22 protein-coding genes are annotated in these 24,738 nt (G+C 45.2%); 16 read left to right on the forward strand and 6 right to left on the reverse strand.

What is annotated here, in order from left to right; genetic code table 11:
* Positions 1 to 181: 181 nt before the first annotated feature.
* Complete coding sequence (locus K7G75_RS05010; protein WP_222983118.1) at positions 182 to 574, forward strand: response regulator; 393 nt, start codon at positions 182 to 184, stop codon at positions 572 to 574.
* An 82-nt stretch (positions 575 to 656) separates the two neighbouring features.
* On the opposite strand, the gene K7G75_RS05015 is transcribed toward K7G75_RS05010, so the two are convergent.
* Both K7G75_RS05015 and K7G75_RS05020 read right to left on the reverse strand, forming a co-directional pair.
* The gene (locus K7G75_RS05015; RefSeq protein WP_222983119.1) at positions 657 to 1,568 is read right to left on the reverse strand and encodes a universal stress protein; all 912 of its coding nucleotides are present in this window, start codon (positions 1,566 to 1,568) and stop codon (positions 657 to 659) included.
* Positions 1,569 to 1,652: 84 nt separating this feature from the next.
* On the reverse strand, positions 1,653 to 2,342 hold the full coding sequence (locus tag K7G75_RS05020; protein ID WP_222983120.1) for a Crp/Fnr family transcriptional regulator: 690 nt from the start codon (positions 2,340 to 2,342) through the stop codon (positions 1,653 to 1,655).
* A gap of 118 nt (positions 2,343 to 2,460) precedes the next feature.
* On the opposite strand from K7G75_RS05020, the gene K7G75_RS05025 reads away from it, so the two are divergent.
* The 11 genes from K7G75_RS05025 (at position 2,461) to K7G75_RS05075 (ending at position 14,366) form a co-directional block, all read left to right on the forward strand.
* Entirely contained in the window at positions 2,461 to 4,833 is a 2,373-nt protein-coding gene (locus K7G75_RS05025) for a heavy metal translocating P-type ATPase (RefSeq protein ID WP_222983121.1), read from the forward strand.
* 71 nt (positions 4,834 to 4,904) lie between these two features.
* Positions 4,905 to 5,111 carry a cbb3-type cytochrome oxidase assembly protein CcoS gene (ccoS, locus tag K7G75_RS05030; protein WP_222983122.1) on the forward strand — a complete coding sequence of 69 codons (207 nt, stop codon included), beginning with the start codon at positions 4,905 to 4,907 and terminating at the stop codon, positions 5,109 to 5,111.
* 2 nt (positions 5,112 to 5,113) lie between these two features.
* Positions 5,114 to 7,318, forward strand: coding sequence for a cytochrome-c oxidase, cbb3-type subunit I (gene ccoN, locus K7G75_RS05035; RefSeq protein WP_222983123.1), 2,205 nt, complete (start codon positions 5,114 to 5,116; stop codon positions 7,316 to 7,318).
* A gap of 86 nt (positions 7,319 to 7,404) precedes the next feature.
* Positions 7,405 to 7,593 carry a CcoQ/FixQ family Cbb3-type cytochrome c oxidase assembly chaperone gene (locus K7G75_RS05040; protein ID WP_222983124.1) on the forward strand — a complete coding sequence of 63 codons (189 nt, stop codon included), beginning with the start codon at positions 7,405 to 7,407 and terminating at the stop codon, positions 7,591 to 7,593.
* Between the two features lie 4 nt (positions 7,594 to 7,597).
* Positions 7,598 to 8,545, forward strand: a complete 948-nt coding sequence (locus K7G75_RS05045) for a cbb3-type cytochrome c oxidase N-terminal domain-containing protein (protein WP_222983125.1) — start codon at positions 7,598 to 7,600, stop codon at positions 8,543 to 8,545.
* 53 nt (positions 8,546 to 8,598) lie between these two features.
* On the forward strand, positions 8,599 to 10,011 hold the full coding sequence (ccoG, locus tag K7G75_RS05050) for a cytochrome c oxidase accessory protein CcoG (protein WP_222983126.1): 1,413 nt from the start codon (positions 8,599 to 8,601) through the stop codon (positions 10,009 to 10,011).
* An 11-nt stretch (positions 10,012 to 10,022) separates the two neighbouring features.
* The gene (locus tag K7G75_RS05055; RefSeq protein WP_222983127.1) at positions 10,023 to 10,469 is read left to right on the forward strand and encodes a FixH family protein; all 447 of its coding nucleotides are present in this window, start codon (positions 10,023 to 10,025) and stop codon (positions 10,467 to 10,469) included.
* 1 nt (position 10,470) lies between these two features.
* Positions 10,471 to 11,178 (forward strand): sulfite exporter TauE/SafE family protein, encoded by a 708-nt coding sequence (locus tag K7G75_RS05060; RefSeq protein WP_222983128.1) that lies wholly within the window; start codon positions 10,471 to 10,473, stop codon positions 11,176 to 11,178.
* A gap of 143 nt (positions 11,179 to 11,321) precedes the next feature.
* A complete protein-coding gene (locus tag K7G75_RS05065; protein ID WP_222983129.1) occupies positions 11,322 to 12,737 on the forward strand; it encodes an MBL fold metallo-hydrolase in 1,416 nt (471 codons plus the stop codon).
* A 3-nt stretch (positions 12,738 to 12,740) separates the two neighbouring features.
* Complete coding sequence (locus tag K7G75_RS05070; protein ID WP_222983130.1) at positions 12,741 to 13,013, forward strand: heavy-metal-associated domain-containing protein; 273 nt, start codon at positions 12,741 to 12,743, stop codon at positions 13,011 to 13,013.
* Between the two features lie 87 nt (positions 13,014 to 13,100).
* A complete protein-coding gene (locus K7G75_RS05075; protein ID WP_222983131.1) occupies positions 13,101 to 14,366 on the forward strand; it encodes an acetyl-CoA hydrolase/transferase family protein in 1,266 nt (421 codons plus the stop codon).
* An 80-nt stretch (positions 14,367 to 14,446) separates the two neighbouring features.
* Here K7G75_RS05075 and K7G75_RS05080 read toward each other — a convergent pair whose 3' ends face one another.
* Positions 14,447 to 15,268: a universal stress protein gene (locus K7G75_RS05080; RefSeq protein ID WP_222983132.1), complete on the reverse strand. Its 822-nt coding sequence runs from the start codon at positions 15,266 to 15,268 to the stop codon at positions 14,447 to 14,449.
* A 17-nt stretch (positions 15,269 to 15,285) separates the two neighbouring features.
* Positions 15,286 to 16,644 carry an oxygen-independent coproporphyrinogen III oxidase gene (gene hemN, locus K7G75_RS05085; protein ID WP_222983133.1) on the reverse strand — a complete coding sequence of 453 codons (1,359 nt, stop codon included), beginning with the start codon at positions 16,642 to 16,644 and terminating at the stop codon, positions 15,286 to 15,288.
* A gap of 162 nt (positions 16,645 to 16,806) precedes the next feature.
* Here hemN and K7G75_RS05090 point away from each other — a divergent pair, with 162 nt between their 5' ends.
* Both K7G75_RS05090 and K7G75_RS05095 read left to right on the forward strand, forming a co-directional pair.
* Positions 16,807 to 18,654 (forward strand): glutamate-cysteine ligase family protein, encoded by a 1,848-nt coding sequence (locus K7G75_RS05090; protein WP_222983134.1) that lies wholly within the window; start codon positions 16,807 to 16,809, stop codon positions 18,652 to 18,654.
* A gap of 2 nt (positions 18,655 to 18,656) precedes the next feature.
* The gene (locus K7G75_RS05095) at positions 18,657 to 19,850 is read left to right on the forward strand and encodes a succinylglutamate desuccinylase/aspartoacylase family protein (RefSeq protein WP_222983135.1); all 1,194 of its coding nucleotides are present in this window, start codon (positions 18,657 to 18,659) and stop codon (positions 19,848 to 19,850) included.
* Positions 19,851 to 19,902: 52 nt separating this feature from the next.
* Here the strand turns inward: K7G75_RS05095 and K7G75_RS05100 are convergent, their stop codons facing one another.
* Both K7G75_RS05100 and K7G75_RS05105 read right to left on the reverse strand, forming a co-directional pair.
* Complete coding sequence (locus K7G75_RS05100; protein WP_222983136.1) at positions 19,903 to 20,628, reverse strand: energy transducer TonB; 726 nt, start codon at positions 20,626 to 20,628, stop codon at positions 19,903 to 19,905.
* Positions 20,629 to 20,923: 295 nt separating this feature from the next.
* Entirely contained in the window at positions 20,924 to 21,889 is a 966-nt protein-coding gene (locus K7G75_RS05105; protein WP_222983137.1) for an ROK family protein, read from the reverse strand.
* A gap of 191 nt (positions 21,890 to 22,080) precedes the next feature.
* Here K7G75_RS05105 and K7G75_RS05110 point away from each other — a divergent pair, with 191 nt between their 5' ends.
* Positions 22,081 to 22,872: a universal stress protein gene (locus K7G75_RS05110; protein WP_222983138.1), complete on the forward strand. Its 792-nt coding sequence runs from the start codon at positions 22,081 to 22,083 to the stop codon at positions 22,870 to 22,872.
* 20 nt (positions 22,873 to 22,892) lie between these two features.
* On the forward strand, positions 22,893 to 24,728 hold the full coding sequence (locus K7G75_RS05115; RefSeq protein ID WP_222983139.1) for an SLC13 family permease: 1,836 nt from the start codon (positions 22,893 to 22,895) through the stop codon (positions 24,726 to 24,728).
* Positions 24,729 to 24,738: the final 10 nt, after the last annotated feature.

Raw genomic sequence — 24,738 nt, forward strand, 5'->3', positions numbered from 1 at the left:
CCAAATGCGATGTGCCCACGTAGGGGCTATCATTTTTTATAGTACTTTTCTTATAAAATATTCACAATAAATCTTTAAAAAGAAAGTTCTTTAACATACAACAAGTAGTATTTTTACAGATATTTCAGGTGTTTAAAACCAACAAAGTGACTAACTAACAAGTTAATTATAGCCAGAGACTATGTACAAGGAAATTTATTTGGTCGATGATGAAGATTTAGTAAACACGATCAATACGATTCATTTTAGGAAAATTGGAATGGAGGATAAGGTTAAAAGCTTCACCAACCCAGAATTGGCGTTGGACAATCTTCGGTTTAGGAAAAACCAGACGGATCGCACCTTGATTTTATTGGATATCAATATGCCAGAAATGAGCGGATTTGAATTTTTGGAGTTTATGGAATTGGAAAACTTTCCAGAAACCAATGAGGTACTTCTGGTAACTTCCTCCATTTCCCAGGCCGACAAAGAGGAGGCAAAGAAATATGGGAAATATGTGAAGCGATTTATCTCAAAACCCCTTCAAATAGAACATTTGGAAGAATATCTACAAACTTCGTTCGCAAAATAGTGAACGCCAATTTTTAACGGGACAGCTCGGGAATTAGCTTATCGAGGCTATGGAATGATGTAGAATGGCATCCCTGGCAGTATTATCTATTTACCGTGGTGTGTTCCTGGGCTCTATCCTTTATTTTTGCCGAAGCACCTTCCATTCCCAGTTCAGGGATCACCAATAGGGGTATCTGGGTATGGAACGCCGTTTTTTTCACAATGGGCTCCCGGGTCATCTTTTCCATATAGCTGTGCTGATAGTTCAACAAAGCCAGCAAATGGATGTCCAGTTCCTTGGAAAATATTTCCAGGGTCTGCGATACCGAGTGCAGTTCGGAAACCGTGTGCACATAATGCTCCACATCGCCCATATATCTCCGCAGCATGTTCAGGTTAAATTGCTGCAATTCGGACAGTGCCTTTATGCCGTATTGCACGTGGACGATTCGGATGGTGGCATGGAACATCCGGGCCATGTCCAGCAATGGGGTCAGTTCCGACTGGGTGTAAAAACGGTTGAAATCCGTAGCAAAGGCAATTTCGGAGGGCGTTACATAATCAAAATGATGCGGAATGGCCAAAATGGGACATTTTTTGACGCTTTTGATGATGCGTACGGTATTGCTACCCATAAAAATCTCATCAATGCCGGAAGCTCCTTTGGTGCCGGTGATTATCAGGTCTATGCCAAAACAGTCCACCATATCCTTCACTTCTTCCACCAAAAGGTTGAAAGAGGAAATGGTCTCAAATTGATGCAGCGGGTTTTTGTATTTTGATTTTATCTTGTCCACCGTTTTTTGCAAGCCCCGCTGGGAAGAATCCCTCACTGCATCAACAATGCGGACCCCATCAATCATTTTTGCCATGAATCTGCTGCTGGGAATCACAGGGGTGTAGGTATTTAGCAAATAAAAGGTGCATTCTCTATCGCGGAAAAGCTGCATGGCATAATCAATCGCGTTCCAAGCATTTTCCGAAAAATCCGTAGGTACTAAAATCTTCTGCATCACAAAAAAATAAAAGATGCAATAAAATTAGAGCCCTGTTAATAGGGATACTATGATAATTGTCAGCTTTCGGAAAAGGGACCTTTAGAACCCCTCCACGATCTCTTTCAACTTTTTCTCATCCTTTATCCCAATCCTCTTGCCGGAAGTATGGATGTACCCTTTTTTCTTGAACTCGGAAATGATTCGGATGGCCGATTCGGTGGCCGTTCCAACTACATTGGAGATATCTTCCCGTGAAAGTGTCAGGGCCAAAAAGCCGTCCTTGTCCTCACCGAAATTATTTCTTAGGTAGAGAAAAGCCTCTGCAATACGCTGTTTCACAGTCTTTTGTGAAATGTTCACTATCACGTCGTCCGCTTCCCGAAGATCATGGGCCATGTGGCGTAGCACCTCTAGGGTGAAATTGGGATTTTTCTGCAACGTGGTGTTGATGCTTTCCTTTGGAATGAAACAAACCTCCATATCGTTTATGGCCACAGCGGAAAGGTTTGTAGATTCTTCGGCAATCACGGAGCGTTGTCCAATGACCTCGCCCTTGGAGGCCAGTTTCACGATTTGATCCTTGCCATTGGCGCTCAGTTTGGAGAGTTTGGAAACCCCGTTCCGTACACAGAAAACACCATTTAACTTTTCACCCTCCTGAAAAAGCGGCTCTCCTTTTTTAATGGTTTTGGTGATTTTGGAATCCGATACTTTTTTCAATTCCTCCTTGCTCATGGCCCGTAGCGAATTGAACTGCCTAACAATACAATTTTCACACCTGCTCTCCATGACCTGTTGATTTACCTGATTAAACAAATTTAAGGCTTCATCGGTGAAATTTAACTGACAAAAGTCATATTTTTAGAAAGGAAGGTGTCTCAATTTTGTCCAAGGTAAGCAAATGTAAATGACAAACACTACATGTTATCATTGTGGGGATCAATGCGGAAAACAGCACGTCCGCTTTGACGAGCGGGATTTTTGCTGTAACGGATGCAAGACCGTTTATGAGATATTCACCACCAATGGATTGTCCACTTTTTATGACATAGAGGCCAGGGCAGGGACCACTCCCAATGCTATCGAAGGAAAATACAATTTCCTTGACAACTTGGAAATTATGGAGAAGCTGGTAGAGTTTGATGAAGGAGGCGTACAAGTGGTCAACTTGGGCATTCCTTCCATTCATTGCAGTTCCTGCATTTGGGTATTGGAAAATCTGAATCGACTGCATAAAGGCATTTCCAGTTCGCAGGTCGATTTTCCGAAGAAAACCATCCGGGTAGCCTACCGAACAGATACCATCTCATTAAAGGCCTTGGTGCTGTTGCTGGGCAGTATAGGCTATGAACCGAATATTTCACTGGAATCCTACAATAAAAAGCAAGCCGGGGTGGATAGATCTCTTATCTATAAACTCGGCGTGGCCGGATTTGCCTTTGGCAATGTCATGCTGCTGTCCTTCCCAGAATACTTTGAAGTGGAGGAATTTTGGCTGGACCAATATAAACCGGTCTTCCGGTGGTTGATGTTCGCATTTTCCGTTCCAGTGGTACTCTATGCAGGAAAGGACTATTTCATATCCGCCTACAAGGGATTACACTCCAAATTGCTGAACATTGATGTGCCCATTGCCCTAGGCATACTGACCCTCTTCTTGAGAAGCACGGCAGATATCATGTTTGATTTGGGTTCAGGTTTTTTTGACAGTTTGACGGGACTGGTGTTTTTTCTGCTCTTGGGGAAATTCTTTCAGCAGAAAACCTATGCCTATCTCTCCTTTGAGAGGGACTACAAATCCTATTTTCCCATCGCTGTTACACGTTTAAAGGAAAACGGAGTGGAAGAGAACGTTCAGATTTACAAAGTAAAGACCGGGGACCATATTTTGGTCAGAAACCAGGAAATAATACCAGTGGATTGTAGCTTGGTCAATGGCATAGCCGAAATTGACTACAGTTTTGTAACCGGGGAATCGCGCCCCGTGACCAAGGAGCCCGGCGAAAAAATGTTTGCCGGCGGCAAACAACTTGGAGGAGTTTTGGAGGTTGAGGTCCTGAAATCCGTTTCTCAGAGCTACCTCACCCAGCTGTGGGCCAATTCGGTTTTCTCAAAGGACAAGGCAAGCCAGTTTCAGACCATTACCGACAGTATCGGAAAACGTTTTACAATCGCAGTGTTGACCATTGCAACCCTAGCAACGGTATACTGGTTGATTTATGACGCCAGTATGGCATTGAATGTCTTTACGGCCGTATTGATCATAGCTTGCCCCTGCGCGATTGCCTTGGCCGCCCCGTTTACTTTGGGAAACATGCTCCGCATATTCGGCAAATATGGATTCTATCTAAAAAACACAAATACCTTGGAAAGGCTGGCCAAGATCAATATGGTCATTTTTGACAAAACTGGAACATTGACCACCACCCATAGGGACACGATTTTATATGAGGGCATGGAACTGACGGAAGAGGAGACCGCATTGCTGAAGACCACACTTCGCGCATCAAACCACCCATTGAGCCGGTCGCTTTACGACATTCTAAAATCCAATGAAATAATGACCTTGGATGAGTTTCAGGAACATACTGGAAAAGGAATTGAAGGGCGCGTCAAAGACCATTCCATGAAGGTTGGCTCCGCGGCCTATGTGGGAAAGCAAGGTTCCATGACCACGTCCAATACCGCGGTTTACATCAGTTCCGATGCGCATATAAAGGGAAAGTTTGTGTTCAAGAATGCCTATCGGGATGGGGTTGGGCAACTTTTTGGGGAGCTGGCCCAGCGGATGCAATTGGGCATCCTCTCGGGCGATAATGATGGGGAGCGTCAACAGTTGCAACACCTACTTGCCGCGGATGCCGAAATGCTGTTCAACCAAAAACCGGAGGATAAGCTCAACCATATCAAAAAGAAGCAAGAACACCATAACGTACTTATGGTTGGTGATGGACTCAATGATGCGGGAGCACTGGCCCAAAGCGATGTTGGAGTGGCGGTATCCGAAAACATCAATGTGTTTTCCCCAGCATGTGATGCCATTTTGGATGCTTCTCAATTAAACAAATTGCCTAGGCTCATTAAGTTGTCAAAAAAATCCATGCGCATTATAAAGCTCAGCTTTTTGCTGTCACTGGCTTATAATTTGGTAGGACTGTATTTCGCCGTTACGGGGCAATTGCAACCTGTCATAGCTGCAATTTTGATGCCTTTGAGTTCCATAAGCATTGTGGCCTTCACCACACTTGGCACAAATTGGGTCGGTAAGCAATTAAAATAATTCTAAATGTGATAAATGTCATTTTTTGAACATCACCATAAAACTAGTTTTACGCCTAAATTAAATCAGGTATGAGTGTCATTTATGTGTTATTGGCCATAAGCATTTCTGTTGCGCTGGCCTTTTTCGCCGCTTTTTTGTTTTCTGTAAAAAGCGGACAATATGATGACACCTACACACCTTCCGTCCGCATGCTCTTCGAGGATGAAATTGTGAGTCATCAAGACGACACGGACAGCAAATCAAAATCCAGTCAAACGAAAAGTACAAACCAATAAATATGGAAATACAGCAGTTTAGCTACGATAACAAGATCGTACAGAAGTTCTTATACGCCACCATGCTCTGGGGTGTGGTCGGTATGTTGGTGGGCCTATTGTTGGCCTTTATGTTTTTGTTCCCCAACGTAACGGATGGCATTTCATGGTTGAGTTTTGGCCGAATTAGGCCATTGCATACCAATGCGGTGATTTTTGCCTTTGTTGGTAACGCCATTTTTGCCGGGGTCTACTATTCGCTCCAGCGACTACTTAAAGCCAGGATGTTCAGTGATTTTCTGAGCAACTTCAATTTTTGGGGCTGGCAATTGATCATAGTGGCCGCTGCGGTAACATTGCCGTTGGGCTATACCACATCCAAAGAGTACGCAGAGCTGGAGTGGCCCATTGATTTGGCGATTGCCGTGGTTTGGGTAGCCTTCGGCTGGAACATGATCGGTACCATCCTAAAAAGAAGACAACGGCATTTATATGTGGCCATTTGGTTCTATCTGGCAACTTTTGTCACCGTAGCCGTATTGCATATATTCAACAGTTTGGAATTGCCTGTATCCGCATTGAAAAGTTATTCGGTGTATGCAGGAGTACAAGATGCCCTGGTGCAATGGTGGTACGGACACAATGCTGTGGCATTTTTCCTGACTACCCCCTTCTTGGGATTGATGTACTATTTCGTTCCCAAAGCGGCCAATAGGCCAATTTATTCATACCGACTTTCCATAGTCCACTTTTGGTCATTGATTTTCATCTACATCTGGGCAGGACCGCACCACTTGCTGTATTCCTCATTGCCAGATTGGGCCCAGAACCTGGGTGTTGTCTTTTCCGTCATGTTGATTGCACCTTCATGGGGAGGTATGATCAATGGGTTGTTGACACTTCGTGGGGTATGGGACAAAGTGCGTAGCGACGCCACACTAAAATTCATGGTGGTCGCTATTACCGGATATGGTATGGCCACCTTTGAAGGGCCCATGCTATCCTTGAAAAATGTAAATGCCATCGCCCACTTTAGTGATTGGATCATTGCCCACGTACACGTGGGTGCACTGGCCTGGAATGGGTTCCTCACCTTTGGTATGATCTATTGGCTTGTTCCCAAAATGTTCAAGACTACGCTGTATTCCAAAGGGCTGGCGAACTTCCACTTTTGGATAGGGACCTTGGGTATTGTGCTCTACGCTCTGCCCATGTATGTAGCCGGATTTACCCAAGCATTGATGTGGAAAGATTTCAATCCAGATGGAACCTTGGTATACGGTAACTTCTTGGAAACCGTCACTCAGATTATACCCATGTACTGGATGCGGGCCATTGGAGGCAGCATGTTCATTGTGGGTATGCTTATAATGATCTATAATGTGATAGTGACCATCAGAAAGGGAAGCAAGGTGGAAGACGAACTTGCTGAAGCACCGGCCTTGACCAGGGTTGCCAAAGGCAGGGTGGCAGGAGAAACTTTCCACAACTGGTTGGAAAGAAGGCCGATACAGTTGACCATATTGGCCACTGTCGCCATTTTGATTGGGGGAATTGTTCAGATTGTGCCCACCATTTTGGTGAAATCAAACATCCCGACAATCACCAGCGTAAAACCATACACCCCATTGGAGTTGGAAGGAAGGGACCTTTACATCCGTGAGGGATGTGTTGGGTGCCACTCACAAATGATAAGACCTTTCCGAAGCGAAGTGGAACGCTATGGAGAGTATGCCAAGGCTGGGGAATTCGTTTACGACCACCCGTTCCTGTGGGGAAGCAAGCGTACGGGCCCCGACTTGCTCCGGGTTGGTGGAAAGTATTCCGACAATTGGCACTTGAACCATATGTACGATCCACAGAGCACCTCTGCCGGCTCCATAATGCCTGCCTACCAATGGTTGGTAAGGGATAAACATGATCGGAGTGAGGTGGAGAGCAAAATGGAGGTAATGGTGAAACTAGGGGTTCCCTATACCGAGGAGGACATTGCCAATGCCCAGGAAGCTATGGCAATCCAAGCCGCTCAGATAGAACAGAACCTCTACGCAGATCCCGAATTTGCAAGGACATACGAAGCGGATAAAAAATATGCCCAAGAAAACGGGGAAGACTTCGTAGAGATGCGCGACCGTGAAATTGTAGCGCTTATTGCCTACCTACAGCGTTTGGGTACGGATATTAAAGTAAAGGAAACTGAAGAATTGCTTTCAGAGAATAAAGAATAAAAAATGAACCATGAGCCAAGACCAAGACAAAACGATGGGCTATACCTATCACGTCTTGATTCTTGTATCTAAAAGCTAATAGAACCATGTTGAAATTTGTAAAGAATCATATGGAAAGCATAGAGGGCGTTGCCAACTATCCCATGATATCCCTTTTGATATTCTTTCTGTTTTTTGTGGCCTTGTTTTGGTGGGTATTTTCCGCTTCAAAAGAGCACATAAAGGAGATGGAGGAACTGCCCTTGGACAATAGTAATCAACAAAACAAACCATAATATTATGAGCACAAGAACACCTTGGTGGATTCGGGTCCCCGTACTATTCTTTTTGATCTTCGGATTGATGGAATATTTCATCGATTCCGGTGAAAAACCGGCCATTATTGAATATCCTATCACGCAGTTTTTCATGTTCATGGTCTTGATGTTGTTGATAGCCATAGAGCTTATTGTAAAGTCTGTGGAAAACATCATGTTCCAGACCTTGACCGAGGAGGGCAAGGAACGCTATCTGGCCTCTAAAAGCAAGAAAGTGGAATGGAAATGGGCCAAAAACTTGTACCAGCGTCTTACCAAAAGTCGCTCCCTTGAACGGGAAGAGGAGATTATTTTGGACCACAACTATGACGGAATCAGGGAGTTGGACAACGTATTGCCCCCATGGTGGGTATATCTTTTCTATGCTACCATCATTTTCAGTGTGGTATACCTGGTTCGATTCCATATAGTTGGGGATTATGATCAAGCGCTGGAATATGAACAGGAAGTCGCAGCCGCCCAGATGGCCATTGAAGAATACAAAAAAACAGCCAAGAATTTGGTGGATGTGAATACCGTTGAATTTTTGACCGATGCTTCGGACTTGGCCGCTGGCGAAAAGATTTTTGTGCAAAATTGCGTGGTATGCCACATGGCTGATGGTGGTGGCGGAATTGGGCCTAACCTTGCCGATGAATATTGGATTTTGGGCGGAGGCATCAAGAACGTCTTCAATACCATTTCCGAAGGAGGAAGGGACGGTAAAGGGATGGTAGCCTGGAAACAGACGCTCAAACCATTAGAGATGGCCCAAGTGGCCAGCTACGTATTGACCTTGGGCGAAAACACGCCGGCCAATCCCAAGGCACCGGAAGGTGAAATTTGGGTAGACCCAGACGCACCACAATCGGAAGAAACGCCTGCAACGGAACAAGTCTCTGACTCGACCGATGTGGCCATGAATAAGTAGTGGGGACAAAAGGCCATTCACAATAAGGCCTGTTCCTTGATGATACAATTGCAATGGAGGAAGAAAATTTCAGGGATTCCATAGGAACTATAACCAAGGAAGGCAAACGGGCCTGGATTTTTCCCAAGAAACCCAGTGGACGTTTTTACCAATATAGAAAGTACGTAAGTTACGGGTTGCTTTTGTTTTTGTTGGCCTCGCCTTTCATCAAAATAAATGGCAACCAGTTTCTGCTTTTCAATGTATTGGAGCGCAGGTTCAATATTTTTGGTTTTCCTTTTTGGCCCCAGGATTTTCATCTAGTGGTCGTTTCCATGATCATCGGGGTGATTTTTATTGCACTGTTCACCGTGGCTTATGGCAGGATTTTCTGTGGATGGATGTGTCCACAGACCATTTTCATGGAGATGGTTTTCCGTAGGATTGAATTTTGGATAGATGGGGACCGAGGTGCCCAAATACGATTGGACAAAGCACCATGGAATGGTAAAAAAATTGGAAAAAGGGTGTTGAAATGGACCGTGTTCTTCATTATTTCCTTTTTGATTGCCAACGTGTTCCTTGCCTATTTGATAGGGAGCGATAAGCTCATTCGGTACATAATCGACGGACCAATGGCTCATTTGGGGACTATGGTACCCTTGCTGATTTTCACCGCCGTGTTCTATTTTGTTTTTGCCTGGTTCAGGGAACAGGTGTGCATTATTGCTTGCCCGTACGGAAGGCTTCAAGGGGTTCTTTTGGATGACAAGTCCATTGTAGTGGCCTATGACCATAAGCGTGGGGAAGGCGAGAGTGGGCGTAAAAAATTCAGAAAAAATGAGGACCGGGACGCATTGGGCCATGGAGATTGCATTGACTGCTTCCAATGCGTGAATGTATGCCCCACGGGTATCGATATACGCAATGGCACCCAGTTGGAATGTGTCAACTGCACCGCTTGCATCGATGAGTGCGACCATATTATGGATAGCATAAACAAACCACGAGGGTTGATTCGCTATGCCAGTGAGGATGAAATCACAAAGAAAGCCAAGTTCAGGTTTACCCCACGAATGAAAGGGTATACCGCCGTTTTGACCGTTTTGATAGGCCTGTTGATCGGGATGCTCTTTTTGAGGAATGAGTTGGAAGCCAATATATTGCGACTACCAGGTCAGCTGTACGAACGAAAGGCCGATAATATCATCAGCAATGTGTACACCTACAAGTTGATGAACAAAACCAGTAAGGATATCGAAGATGTGACCTTTAAACTGCATTCGCACAAGGGCACCATAAAAATGGTATCGCACGACAGTTTTATGGTCCCGGCGCAGGAACTGGCCGAGGGCACTTTGTTCATAGAGATAAACAATTCAGCGCTCACGGGCGACAAGGACAAATTGGAAATAGGAGTCTACAGTGGGGGTAAGCTCATTGAGACCACGATAACACAGTTTTTGGCACCTAGAAGCTATAATTAACAAGAAACAACATGAAGATAAATTGGGGAACCGGAATTGTATTGGCATTTATCGCATTTATAACCTTCATCCTATATTTTGTATACAGAATGAGCACGGATGATCGGGCCAACCACGATTTGGTAACGGAAGAGTATTATAAAAAGGAATTGAACTATCAACAAGAAATAGATGCCACTAAAAAGGCAGCTTCCATGGGAGTACAACTTACCGTGGAAAAATCGGAAAAGGGAATAACAATTCAGTTTCCAAAGCACATGGACCCCAACAAAATTAAGGGCAAAGTGTCCCTATACAGACCGTCTAACAAGCATTTGGATATAGACTTTCCAATAAGTTTGTCCAAAACACATTTGCTCATACCTGACAATAGCTTGGTGGACGGTCGCTGGGACATTACCATTGCGTGGAACTATGATGGCAATTCCTTTTTGCATAAAGAAAAATTAGTATACTGATATGCTTGCATCAGCTTTGGTCTTGGGACTTTTGGGCAGCCTGCACTGCTTGGGCATGTGTGGCCCCATTGCCTTTATGTTGCCTCTGGATAGGGATAACAAGGCAAAAAAGTTGATGCAAATGGGCGTATATCATTTGGGTAGGGCACTTGCCTATGCATCCATGGGGCTGGTTTTTGGATTTGTTGGCCGCGGATTGTATCTATTTGACTTTCAACAGAAATTGTCCATCGTAATAGGAGCTTTAATGATCGTATTGGTCTTGCTGCCTGGAAAATACCTGCAACGATTAGGGGCGGCTCGGCCCATTTATGGTCTTGTTTCCAAAGTAAAATCCAGATTAGGCAGCGAACTCCGAAAAAAAACACCGGACACTTTTTTGACCATCGGATTCTTAAACGGATTTTTACCCTGCGGGTTGGTCTATATGGCCCTTTTGGGAGCAATAGCTTTGGGCAACCCGTGGCAGGGGGCGCTCTACATGGCCTTGTTTGGCATGGGGACCATACCCTTGATGACCTCGGTCGTATTTTTCAGTTCATTTTTGAGAGGGGAAACCAGAAAGATGATTCAAAAGCTGGTGCCCGTTTTCGTCATACTTATCGGAACATTGTTCATTCTGCGTGGAATGGGCTTGGGTATTCCGTATGTGTCACCAAAGGCACCTCCCAAGGTTGAAGTGGTTACAACTGATTTGGAATGCCATTGAAATATTGGGTTTCTTCAAAACAAACGCTTCCCTGACCAAAATCATGTTTTATAGTGTAAAAAAATACCAGTTTTGCAACCGATGTTACTGAACCAAAGGAGACCAAAATCTACCTTTAAACAGTTAAACAAAATTCCAAAACCATGAGAGTACAACAGATTTATACAGGATGCCTGGCCCACGCCGCCTACTATTTGGAGAGCAAGGGCGAAGCGGCCATTTTTGACCCCTTGAGAGAGGTTCAGCCGTATATTGACCGCGCCGAAAAGGACGGGGCCAAGATAAAATATGTATTTGAGACCCATTTCCATGCCGATTTTGTCAGTGGTCATTTGAACTTGAAAGAAAAAACAGGGGCCACCATCGTTTTTGGACCCACCGCCAAGCCCGGATACGATGCGCTTGTTGCCGAAGACGGACAGTTGTTCAAGGTAGGAGATTACAAAGTGAAGGTAATCCATACGCCGGGACATACCATGGAGAGTACCACCTACCTCCTAATTGATGAAAATGGCAAGGAACATGGCATCATCACCGGTGATACCTTGTTCATTGGGGATGTTGGTAGACCAGACCTTGCGCAGCATGTGATCTCCGAACTCACGGAAGAAAAGTTGGCAGGGTACCTGTACGATTCCCTCCGAAATAAAATTATGCCATTGAGCGACCATCTCATTGTTTATCCCAACCACGGGGCAGGATCTGCCTGCGGTAAAAAAATGAGCAGCGAGACCATCGATACCTTGGGACATCAAAAAAAGACCAATTATGCCCTTCGTCCAGATATGACCAAGGAGGAATTTATCCAAGAATTGTTGGAGGGACTGACCCCGCCTCCTGGATACTTTCCGCAGAACGTGCTCATGAACATCAAGGGCTATGAAAGTATCGATACGATCATGGACCGTGGCTCCAATCCATTGTCCCCGGATGCTTTCGAAACTGCGGCCAAGGAAACGAATGCCTTGGTTTTGGACACCAGAAATGCCGAATCGTTTTCAAAGGGGTTTATTCCGAACAGCATCAACATAGGCCTTCAGGGAAATTTTGCCCAATGGGTCGGGGAAATGATACCGGATGTGAAACAGGAAATATTGCTGGTGTGTGAGCCCGGCAAGGAGGAAGAGGCCATCATCCGTTTGGCCCGCGTGGGTTACGACAAGGCGTTGGGCTATTTGGAGGGAGGCTTCGAGGCTTGGAAAAAGGCCGGAAAGGAAATGGACAAGGTACAGCGCATGGATGCCAATGCTTTTGAGCGTGTCTACAATGCCAGTCGACCCTTGGTGATCGATGTACGTAAAAAGAGTGAATTTGACGCTGAACATGTGATTGGGGCGGTGAACATTCCACTGAATGCCATCAACGATCATTTGGCTGAATTTCCAAAAGACAATGAGTTCATCTTACATTGTGCAGGAGGATATCGCAGCATGATTGCGGCATCCATACTAAAACAACGCGGCTGGGAAAATTTTGTTGATGTTTCAGGCGGGTTTGATGACATAAAGAATAAAAACGTTGAGATTTCGAAGTATGTTGAACCAAAAACCATGTTATAACCGATGATGACCACTATTGTAATTCAAAACTTGAAGTGTGGAGGTTGTGCCAACACCATCAAAAGGAATCTGGAAAAGTTGGATGGCCTCTCAAAGGTGCAGGTGAACTTGGAAAAGAACGAAGTTGTTCTTCAAGCTGTTTCAAATAGTGTTATGGAACGGGCAAAGGAATCACTTAAGCATATGGGTTATCCTGCTGTGGGGGACGATAACAGTTTTTCCACAAAGGCAAAATCCTTTATGAGTTGTGCCACTGGTAGATTATCACAGCATTAGCATAAATTTCATTTTAAAATGGATGGGAAGGATTGTCGTTTGGGATGATCCTTCTTATTTTTAACCATAATAGCTAGCACAGAAACTATGAAAATAACAACAGTTGAAGAAGCTGTCTCAATCGTTAAATCCGGTGATCGGGTGTTTGTACAGGGAGCGGCCATGACCCCGAATGAACTTGTTGATGCCCTATGCGAAAGGCACAATGAGCTTGAAAATGTGGAAATCATTTCCATACACACCGAAGGAGATGCCAAATATACCCGGGAGCCCTATCAAAAAGCGTTTAACCTTAACTGTTGTTTTGTGGGGGGCAACGTAAGAAGTTGGGTAAACAACGACCATGGGGACTATATCCCAGTGTTTTTGAGTGAGATCCCATGGCTTTTTGCTGAGGAATACCTGCCGCTGGATGTAGCCTTTGTGCAAGTGTCGCCACCGGATAAACACGGATATTGTTCTTTGGGGGTATCGGTGGATGTAGCCCTCCCCGCCGTTAGGACCGCGAAGAAAATCGTGGCGCAAATAAATCCGCAGGTGCCCCGAACCCATGGTACAGGCATTGTGCACAAGGATGAAATTGTTTTTGCCACGGAGGTCAATAGGCCGATACACGAACACGAGCCTTCGGAAATTTCGGAGGTGGAGCATCAAATTGGTAGGCACGTGGCCTCCCTGATCGAGGATGGCGCAACGCTTCAAATGGGAATTGGTAACATACCCAACGCCGTGCTTTCCAACTTGGGAAACCATAAAAATCTTGGAATCCACACCGAAATGTTCTCTGACGGTGTGCTTCCGTTGCTAGAAAGTGGGGTCATCAATGGTAAGGAAAAAACGGTCAAACAGGGAAAGATAGTCAGCTGTTTTGCGGTTGGCTCCCGAAAACTCTATGATTTTATCGACGATAACCCTATCTGCGATTTTCGGGATTCTGGATATACCAACGATACGGCACGAATCCGAAGGAATCCAAAAGTAACGGCCATCAACAGCGCCATAGAAATTGACCTGACCGGGCAGGTTTGTGCGGATACCATTGGCGGTTACCAGTTTTCAGGTGTTGGGGGACAAATGGATTTTATTCGTGGCGCATCACTGTCCAAAGGTGGGAAACCTATCATTGCCATGTCTTCCACCACAAAGAAGGGCGTTTCCAAGATTACCCCCTTTTTGAAACAGGGAGCTGGGGTTACCACCACTCGGGCACATGTGCACTACGTGGCCACTGAATATGGTGTCGTGAATCTTTTTGGGAAGAATTTGAGGCAACGGGCCATGGCCTTGGTCTCCATAGCGCATCCGGACCACAGGGAGGCTTTGGAAAGAGAGGCGAACGCAAGGTTCAAGTGAGAAAGAACTCATGAAAAGTAGCAAGGGAGGTGCCGTAGGCACCTCCCTTGCTGTTCCAATTCCATCGAAAGGAACAATCCCTAAATCTTGAAGGTGATCACTGGGGCTTTGGAATGATTGGCAATGTCCTCTCCAATGCTTCCCATAAAAAAGTGGGACAATCCCTTACGGCCATGGGTGGGAATGCCGATGAGGTCCGCATGAATGGATTCGGCAAAATTGAGCACTCCTTTTTCCACGGTATAATCGTTGTAAATTTCCACCTCAAGTCCCATATTTGCCTTTTTCAGGAACAAGGAAATTTTATCGTAGGCATCGGAGGTACTCAGGAATTCGTCCCCCGGGGTGTTTATATAGACCGGAATGAGTTCCGACTTCAGCAATTTGGCCATCTCCGATGCTTTTTTAAGGGCTGGAATGTTCTCTTCCTGGAAATCACAGGCAAAGACAAAGTTTTTGGGCTCAAATTTGTCAATCGCGCCCTTGATGACCAAAACGGGGACATCGGAATTTCTCACAACACGCTCGGTATTGGATCCAATAAAAATCTCTTGGAGCCCATCTGTGCCATGGGAGCCCATCACGATCAGATCTGCTTTGTGTTTTTCGGCAACCTCGTTCACTTCACTGAACACTTTGTAGTGCTTGATCACGGGGATGATGTTCACTCCTTTCAAATAGGGTTTGTCCAAAAAATCGTTAAATCGTTTTTCTCCTATCCTGATTAGGTGTACCACCTGCTCTTGGGACACGTAGCCCGATTCGCTCATAATGGCAGGTGACAGCTCCAACATGTGGAGCACGAACAACTCGGCATTGTTCTTTTTGGCAAGCGAACCGGCCACTTTAAGGGCATATTCAGACTGTTCTGAAAAATCTACAGGTACAATGATGCTTTTCATTTTTCTTGTTTTTTAGGTTAAACGGTCATGGAAAATATTCGGGTTTCTGGTTGTTTTCTATGTAATTTTAAATCGAAGGCCATACTGATGTTTCTAACAAATGGCCTTCCCTTTTCGGTTACTTTGATATGGTCGGGGCCAATGACCACAAGGCCATCGGTTTCCAATTCCACTAAATTTTCAATGATCTTTTGAAAGTCCACTACTTGGGTGTCCTGGTTTTCCCAAGAGGTTTCAAACCGGCACATGATGTTCAAAATGTGCTTTCTGATCAGTTGATCTTCGGAGTTCAAAATATGTCCTCTAAAAATAGGGATTATGCCATGCGCAACCAAATGTTGATATTCTTCCACGCTCTTTACATTTTGGGCAAAACCATACCAGCTATCACTGATGCTGGATACCCCAAGACCTATCATCAATTTGGTCTTGGAAGGGGTGTACCCCATGAAGTTACGGTGCAACGTGCCCTGCGCCATCGCTCTATAAAGATCATCTGTTGGCAGGGCAAAATGATCCATACCCACATCTTTGTAGCCAAAGGACACAAGCATTCTCTTGCCCAATTCGTATTGTTGCTTTTTGGTTTCGGTAGAGGGGAGGTCGGAATCTTTATATCCCCGCTGACCATTGCCCTTGAGCCATGGAACGTGGGCATAACTGTAAAATGCGATCCTATCCGGCTTCAATAGTTGGGTCATTCGTATGGTTTCCTCGACGTGGGAAACCGTTTGGAAAGGCAGGCCATAAATAATGTCATGTCCCACGGAGGTGTATCCGATCTCTCGGGCCCAATCGGTTACTTTTTTTACATTTTCGAAGGGTTGGATCCTATTTATTGCCTTTTGAACGCTATCATTATAATCCTGAACCCCATAGCAGACCCTTCTGAACCCCACATCGTATAGCGCCTCCAAGTGGGCTTTGGTGGTGTTGTTGGGATGTCCTTCAAAACTGAAATCCGCATTTTCCGCTTTTTTACCCAGTTGTAGGATTCCGTTAACCAATAGCTTTAAGTGCTCTGGAGAAAAGAAAGTGGGTGTCCCGCCACCCAGATGAAGCTCTTTGATCACCGGCTTGGCCTCCAAAAGTTCGCAATACAATTTCCACTCCCCCAGCACGGATTTGACATAAGGAAGTTCCAGTTCATGCCTTTTGGTAATACGTTTGTGGCACCCACAAAAAGTACACATGCTCTCACAAAAAGGGAGATGAATGTATAGGCTTATACCATCTTCCGGGTTTTCCTGAAAAGCCTTCAGTACGGACGACTTCCATAGTTTTCCGGAAAAATTATCCAAATCCCAATAAGGCACTGTTGGGTAACTGGTATACCTTGGACCCGGCACATTGTATTTTTGAACTAAATCACACATAAGTTGTCATTATAATCCAAAAGTAAATCTGCAAGGGAACAAAAAACATGATAATTGTCAGTATGGACATCTCTCTTGGATATGACAACAATCATGTTTTATAAATCCATGGCGTTGTAGTTTTAGAAAATTATCGGATCAAAGATTAATGTCTCTCAAAATATGGGCGAACATATAAAACAGAGCAAGTTTGACGAGGGAGAACGCAAAGCGTTTGTTGAAAACTTGATCGACGATGTCAATGCCTTGGAAATTCTTCTGAAGCGTGGACTTGTGGAAAACGATGTGATCAGAGTGGGGGCCGAACAGGAAATGTGCCTTATCGACAAGGAATTTAGGCCCGCTGGAGAATCCATCAAACTTTTGGAAAGAATAAATGATGACCATTTCACTACCGAGCTTGCCAGTTACAATCTGGAAGCAAATCTGGACCCCCAGGTCTTGGGCAAAGATTGCTTCAAGCAGGTAGAACAACAATTGGCGTCCCTACTCAAAAAAGGAAAGACGGAAGCGGAAAAAATGGGCATAAGAATACTATTGACGGGCATCCTCCCCACCATTAGCCGTGCCGAAATGGACATGGATTTCATGACACCAATTCCAAGGTATTACAAATTGAACGACAATTTAAAAGCATGTAGGGGAAAGGATTTCAGGATCAAGCTAAAAGGCGTGGACGAGTTGTCCCTCTACCATGATTCGGTACTTTTTGAGGCGTGCAATACCAGTTTTCAACTGCATTTGCAGATTGCACCAAACGATTTTATCAAAAGCTACAACTGGGCGCAGGCCATTACGGGCCCGGTACTGTCCATTTGCTGTAATTCTCCCCTGCTTATGGGCAGGGAGCTATGGAAGGAGACCCGTATTGCCTTGTTCCAGCAGAGCCTGGACACCCGTAAGTGGACCAATGCCCTGAAGGATCAACTGCCACGGGTTGGTTTTGGGGACCATTGGCAAACAGGATCTATTGCCGAGATTTTCAAAGAGGATATTTCGGCCCACCGCATTATTTTGACAAAACCCATAACCCATAATGCCCTGCAGCTGTTGGAAAATGGTGCCATTCCTAAATTGGAGGCACTCAATCTATTCAATGGCACAGTATATCGATGGAACCGTCCCTGCTATGGCGTAGGAAGTGGAAAACCACATGTGCGCATTGAAAACAGGTACATTCCCTCAGGCCCTACCGTAATCGATGAAATGGCCAATTTTGCTTTTTGGGTCGGTCTTATGGTAGGAAGGCCTGAAAAGTACGATGATATGTCCGCCATTATGGATTTTAGGGAGGCCAAACTCAATTTTTTAAAGGCGGCCTTCAATGGTAGGCAGACCGTTTTTTCTTGGTTGGGAGAACCCCGATCTTTGGAAAGCCTAGTGCTGGGAGAATTACTTCCGATAGCATACGAGGGACTACGAAAATTTGGAGTGGACGAAAAGGACATCAATCGATTGCTGGGGGTAATTGAAGCAAGGGCAAGAAAGGGAACGGGAGCAGAATGGCAGGTCTCCAATTTTAGAAGGTTGAAAAAGCAGATGAAGTTGGACAGTGCGATCGTGCAACTGACCAAGGCCATGTACAAGAACCAACAAAAAAACCTTCCAGTTTATGATTGGCCACCAATAGGACACGCAAAGGAAATAAAGGCATCCTTTCAATGGGTGTCACAGATCATGTCAACCAAGCTAATGAAGCTCCAAGAAGATGATTACGCCAATTTGGCCGTGGCCATCATGCAGTGGAACAATATTCACCATATTCCAGTGGAGGATACCGAAGGAGCGTTGGTGGGCCTTTTAACATGGAGCCACATAGAAGCGTTGGGAAAAATTAAGAACAACAGTGATATTCGTGTCTCCGACATCATGATCAAGAAAGTGGTGACGGTTCGACCCAGGACTAAGATTGAAACGGCAAGAAAACTAATGGAAGACTACCAAATTGGATGTTTGCCTGTTTGCTCCGGTTCCAATTTGGTGGGTATCATCAGTAAAGTTGATTTGTAATCATGCCAAAAGTATATAGCAAGGCCCTCGATGAAACAATCGAGGTGGAACGTGTCATTGACCATTTAAAGGGCAACCCAAATGGGCCCACCCTGGTTTTCTTTGCAGGGATACATGGCAACGAGCCCTCAGGTGTTTTTGCCCTAAAGCATGTATTACAGGAACTGAAGATCCAGGCAACTCCGGTAAACGGAGCTATTTATGCCATTGCCGGGAATCTGGTTGCATTGGACAAAGGTGTTCGCTTTGCAAAGGAAGACCTGAACAGGATATGGTTTCCGCAGCGCCTCAAAAAAATAGAACAGCGAGAAATCCTGGACAATGAAGAAAGGGAGATGTCCTCCATTTATCAACATATCAAAAAAATCCTTGATGAAGGCACGCCTCCCTTTTATTTTATCGACCTTCATACTACATCCAGTGATACGCACCCATTTATCGTGTTGAATGATAGCTTGCTGAACAGAAAATATGCTTCAAACTATCCGCTTCCAACGATTTTGGGCATTGAGGAATATCTGGAGGGAGCCTTGTTGAGCTATATAAATGAACTGGGGTATGTGTCCCTTGGCTACGAGAGCGGCAGCCATGATGATGTAAAAGCAATCAAAAACAGCATTGATTTTATCCGATATACCTTGGCCATAACGGATTCCGTATCATATGCAGCTCAAGAAACGCTTCGCTTGAGGAACGAGATCTTTGAATCCGGTGGGGTCTCAAATCGGTTTTATGAGATTTACTACCAGCATGATATTGCGCCGGAGGATCGGTTTAGAATGTTGCCTGGGTTCATCAATTTCCAGAAAATACCGAAAGGGGTGGATCTGGCCACAAGCAAAGGGGAGGTTTTGACCACAAAGGGCAAAAGACAGATTTTTATGCCCTTGTATCAAGATCAGGGAAGGGAAGGTTTTTACTTTGTAAGGCCCATCCCGAAGATATTGCTGTGGATTTCCAAGGGGTTGAGGAGGTTCAAGGCGGATCACCTTTTGGTGAGGTTGCCGGGTGTGGCCTGGAAATCTATTAGAAAAGATGCCTTGGTGGTGGACCAAAGGGTGGCCCGGTTTTTGGCCAAGTCCATTTTTCACTTATTGGGCTACCGTGCCAGACAGTTCGACAGGACCCATTTAGTAGTGAAAAGTAGGGAAATTGCATCCAAGACCAAAGACTATGTGAATACGGAATGGTTCTAAAAAAAGACCCGGAATTTATGTTCCAGGCCCTAGCTCTATGTGTATGTAACCATCACTCCATCACAAAATTTATAGGAATGCTGTATTTTACCTTGACCGGTTTGCCACGTTGTATACCGGGTTTTACCGTGGGCAAGGTGGATATTATGCGAACAGCCTCTGTTTCCAACAAACGGTCGGGCCCTCTTTTTTGAATGTCGGCCACTCTTCCCTTTGAGTCAATGACAAACTGAACAAAGACCCTACCGGTTATGCCCATTTCAAGCGCTGCTTCCGGATATTTGAACTTGGACCTGATATGTTCCTGGACCTTTTGGTTAAAGCAAGCCTTACGCTCTTCTTGGGTATCATAGACTTCACATCCCGGAAAAACAGGTACATATTCGATTACTGCAAAGGGAACTACAACATCTTCCTCAATTTCCCCCACGTCTACATCATCCACGTTTACAACGACATCTTCCACAAAGGTTTCCTGGCTACTTTCAGTGCTTTCAATGACGGATTCTTCCACATCCTCAACATCTTCAACAATCTCGATTACCTCGGGAGCCGCTGGCGGCGGTGGGGGAGGTGTGGTCTTAATGATCTCTGTAATGGGGACATCCTCGTTAAGGTCATCGGAAACTTCCAGTACTTCAGAAACCAAAGAGTCTTTCTCGTAGGTCTTCACCTCCAGGGATTGCCAAGTAAGGAACAAAACCGAGGCGAGTCCTATCATAAAATAGAGGCTGCTGTTTCGGCCTACATCTACGCTGGGATTCTTTTTAGGTTTCATGACTTTTCTACTTTAATTGTACTAAAGTTAGCCATCACCAAAAAGAAAAAACATGATAATCATCAGGTTACGGATTTGGATGGGTTAGATGCGAACCCCTACGCAACCCTTTTTATAAGTCAATAGTTGGGAATTGTGTGCACGGGACAGCTGATGAGAATTGTTTGAAGCCTTCTGGGGTAAAGAATTTTATGGAATTTCAGAAAAACACCGACCTCATTTCAAGAAGCAATTTAGCAACGTTATGGGCGGGTTGTAACTCTAGAGAGGCCTCCCTGGCGATTGGCCATCATAATTATACGTTTTGCCTCTCCCAGATAAGTGCAGCCGCTCCACAAATGGCAGCGGTTTTTCCTTCCATGGTGGAGAGCACGATCTTCACCTTGCCTTTGTACACTTCCAATAGCGATTCATTGAAATATTTTTCCAAAGGTTCCAAGATCCATTTACCACTATTGGTAAGTCCCCCCATCAATATGAATGCCTCGGGTTGCGTGAAAGCGGTGAAGTTGGCCAGGGCCAAGCCCATGATCTTTGCTGTATAGTCAAAGGCTTTTAAGGCAATTTCATCACCCTCTTCGGCCGCTTTGGTAATATCCTCCCCGTGCAGGTCGTTGAAGGCAACATCCCGAAACCTACTGTCCACCATATATTTGCTCATCATATATAATATGGTCCGTTTCAATCCGGTGGCCGACACATAGGCTTCCAAACCTCCTTTCACGCCCAGTCCTGTCAATCTCCCGTCTCCCAAAGTCATGTCCACGTGACCAAGCTCCCCCGCAAAGCCATCATATCCGTCCACGAGTTGTCCGTTGGTGACAATGCCCGCACCAAATCCGGTGCCCAATGTAATGACGATAAAATCCTGCATGTTTTTGGCCCCACCGAACAACATTTCGCCAAGGGCGGCCGCACTGGCATCGTTCATGATTCGCATGGGGAGATCCATGCGCTCCCTCAGTTTTTCCAATATGGGGACAGAGCCCTTCCAAACCAAATTGCTCGCATTTTCAATGGTGCCATTTTTGCTTGAGGCGTTGGGAGCACCTATGCCACAACCTAGCAGGTTAGCTTTGCCGTCCAGGCTTTCAAGAAGCTCGTCCGAAGTGCTTTTGATTTTGTCCAGATAGTCGTCCAAATTCGGATATTCCCTGGTCCTAAAAAAAGATTGCACAAGGCATTTTCCGTCTTTATCTACCAACCCGATCTTGGTCTTTGTTCCCCCAATATCAACCCCTAATACAATGTCCGTTGCCAAAATGCCAGTTTTTGATGTTTGTTTTAAAGATAATCATAATGGGGCTAAAAAATAAGGTCAAAGCTTTTCAAAAGACCGGATTATTTAGTATACTATGATGTAAAGCAAGAAACCTGACTTCTATCATATTTTAGGTTAAGGTGCCACTCTAATTTTGGACCGTAGTGTTTAATCAACAAACTATATAAGGTATGAGTACTATTGATAAAATTTTGGTTCCTTTTGATTTTTCCGAGGCTTCAATCAATGCCTTGGAGTATACCCTAAGTTTCGCGGGTCCAAATAGAGATATTGATATTTTGGCACTGTATGTTTCGGCCATGCCGATAACGGCATCTGAAGAAAATGGCTTGAAAACAGATTTTGCCAAAGTGGTTGCGGGATTTCAGCGAAGGGTAAAAAACACCCCCGAATTTATCACCACCACGGGAAGGGTCACCGAATCCATCCTCTCAAAAAGAAAAGAACACAACATGGACCTGATAATGATGGGGACCATGGGTGATAAAGTCACGGATGAAGCCATAACCAATACCTCCAGGCTTGTCTTGGAGGCCAATTGCCCAGTGATTTCAGTTCCCTATGGATGTGCCATAAAAGAGCCCAAAGACATTGCACTGGTCATGGGGGGTGAGGAAATCGAGGATAAAGAAGTGCTCAAAACCCTTTTGGAACTGGCCCGCACATTTGATTCCAGGGTACATGTGCTTACCATTTATAAAGAATCCGTTTACGCGGAGAAGTCTGTGGTTGACAGTACCGAGCATCTCTTGGAATATTATCTGGAGCATTTCTACGTGGAACATTCCTTTAACAAAAACCAAGATGTGGAACAAGGTATTTTGGACTATATCAATGATAAGAACATTGACCTTCTGGCCATCGTGCCCAGGAACCACGCAAAAATGAGTACACCATCCGAAGGTCGATTGACCAAGCTTTTGACCTTACATTCGGAAATTCCCGTATTGACCTTGGATTGATAACCCATTTAAGATAAAGCATGCTGCCACTGCTGGTAATACTGGGTATTACAATCATATTATTTATTTGGGGAAAATTTCCTCCCGATGTCGTTGCGCTCATGGCCATGTTGTCCCTATATCTCTCTGGGATTTTAGGGCTGGATGAAACCCTAGCGGGCTTTAGCAATCCCACAGTGATCATGATCGCTGCGCTGTTCATAATCGGTGAAGGGCTTTCCCGTACAGGTTGGACTGCAATGGCCGGACAATCCTTTGTGCGCTGGGCCAAAAAGAATGCCCCAAGGTTATTGGTGATCGTGACATTGGGCTCCAGCCTGCTTTCAGGTTTTGTGAGCAACACTGGGACGGTAGCCGCACTGTTACCCGTTACAGTCACAGCGGCATGGAGTGCAGGCACACTTCCCTCCAAATTGCTCATTCCGGTCGCTTTTGGATCCAACACAGGAGGTTTGCTGACCCTTACGGGAACCCCGCCGAATATTATTGTGAGCAATGCTCTGGTCGACAATGGATTTGAAGGCTTTTCCTTTTTCGAGTTTGGCCTGATCGGTGTCCCCTTGCTGGTCATTTCCATACTCTACTTCAGATATTGGGGGCATAAACTATTGCCGGACCATAGGACCAAGAACAAGCCCGTTGCCATAGATCAGGAAATGCACAAATGGATTGAAAACTATAGCATAGGGGATAATCTCTATCGATTAAGGATACGCTCCATGTCGGAATTGATAGGCACCAAGATTGGCGATTGGAATTTTGAGAAGACCCATAACGTGTCCATTATGCGCCTAAAAAGAAGGCACCCAAGCCAGCTTCAGGGAATACCACAGTTTGTTGAGATGCCGGGTCCCGAAACGGAAATGCGCTATCATGACATCATCACGGTAAAAGGGGAAACTGTAGATGTGGACAGGCTCATTATCAAATTCCACCTCGGGGTAATTCCCTGGAAACCGGAAAAAGACATGCTGAAAAAGGAACTGATCAATCAAGAGGTGGGCATGGCCGAAATGATGATAACACCTAAATCCGTCTTTGTGGGAAGAACGGTCCCTTTGGGACACTATTTGGAACAGACAGGGGTGCAACTTTTGGCCGCATCCAGAAAAAATAGGCCCCTTACGGGAAAAATAAAGATTGAAGCAGGGGATGCCTTCATTATTAGGGGCCAGTGGGAGAATATCGAAAGTTTGAAATCGGTTTATGAGAACTTGGTGATTTCAGGAAGTCCGGAGGCCCTCTCAAAAAATGTTGATGAACTAACGCCACGGAGCTACGTAGCATTGGGAACCTTACTTTTGATGGTTATCCTTTTGGTTTTCAATGTATTGCCTGGAGCGGTGGCAGCGCTTATCTGTGCTGGCATCATGATGCTCAGTGGATGTGTTCCGATTACCAAAGCCTACAAAGGAATAAGCTGGACCAGCGTGGTAATGATCGCCGCCATGATTCCCATGGGTTTGGCCCTCCAAAAAACAGGTGTGGCCCAGATGGCCGCAATCAGTCTGGTTGATGCTTTGGGGAGCATACACCCAACGGCACTTTTGGCCGGTATTTTTCTGTTGACAGCACTGTTCAGTCAAACCATAAACAATTCGGCCACGGCAGTACTCATGGCACCAATAGCCATTATGGCATCCACAGAACTCGGGGTTTCCCCAAAACCCTTTATGATAGGGGTTGCGGTGAGTGCGTCCACCGCATTTTTAACCCCGGTGGGGACCACTACCAATGCCATGGTGATGTCCGCAGGGGGGTATAAATTCATAGATTATGTACGAGTGGGAGGTCCGTTGCTCCTACTGTTTTTCATAGCGACACTAATATTGGTTCCATGGATATGGAGCTTTTAACCTCATAAAA

The sequence above is a fragment of the Flagellimonas meishanensis genome (genome assembly GCF_019880545.1).
Classification (GTDB): domain Bacteria; phylum Bacteroidota; class Bacteroidia; order Flavobacteriales; family Flavobacteriaceae; genus Flagellimonas; species Flagellimonas meishanensis.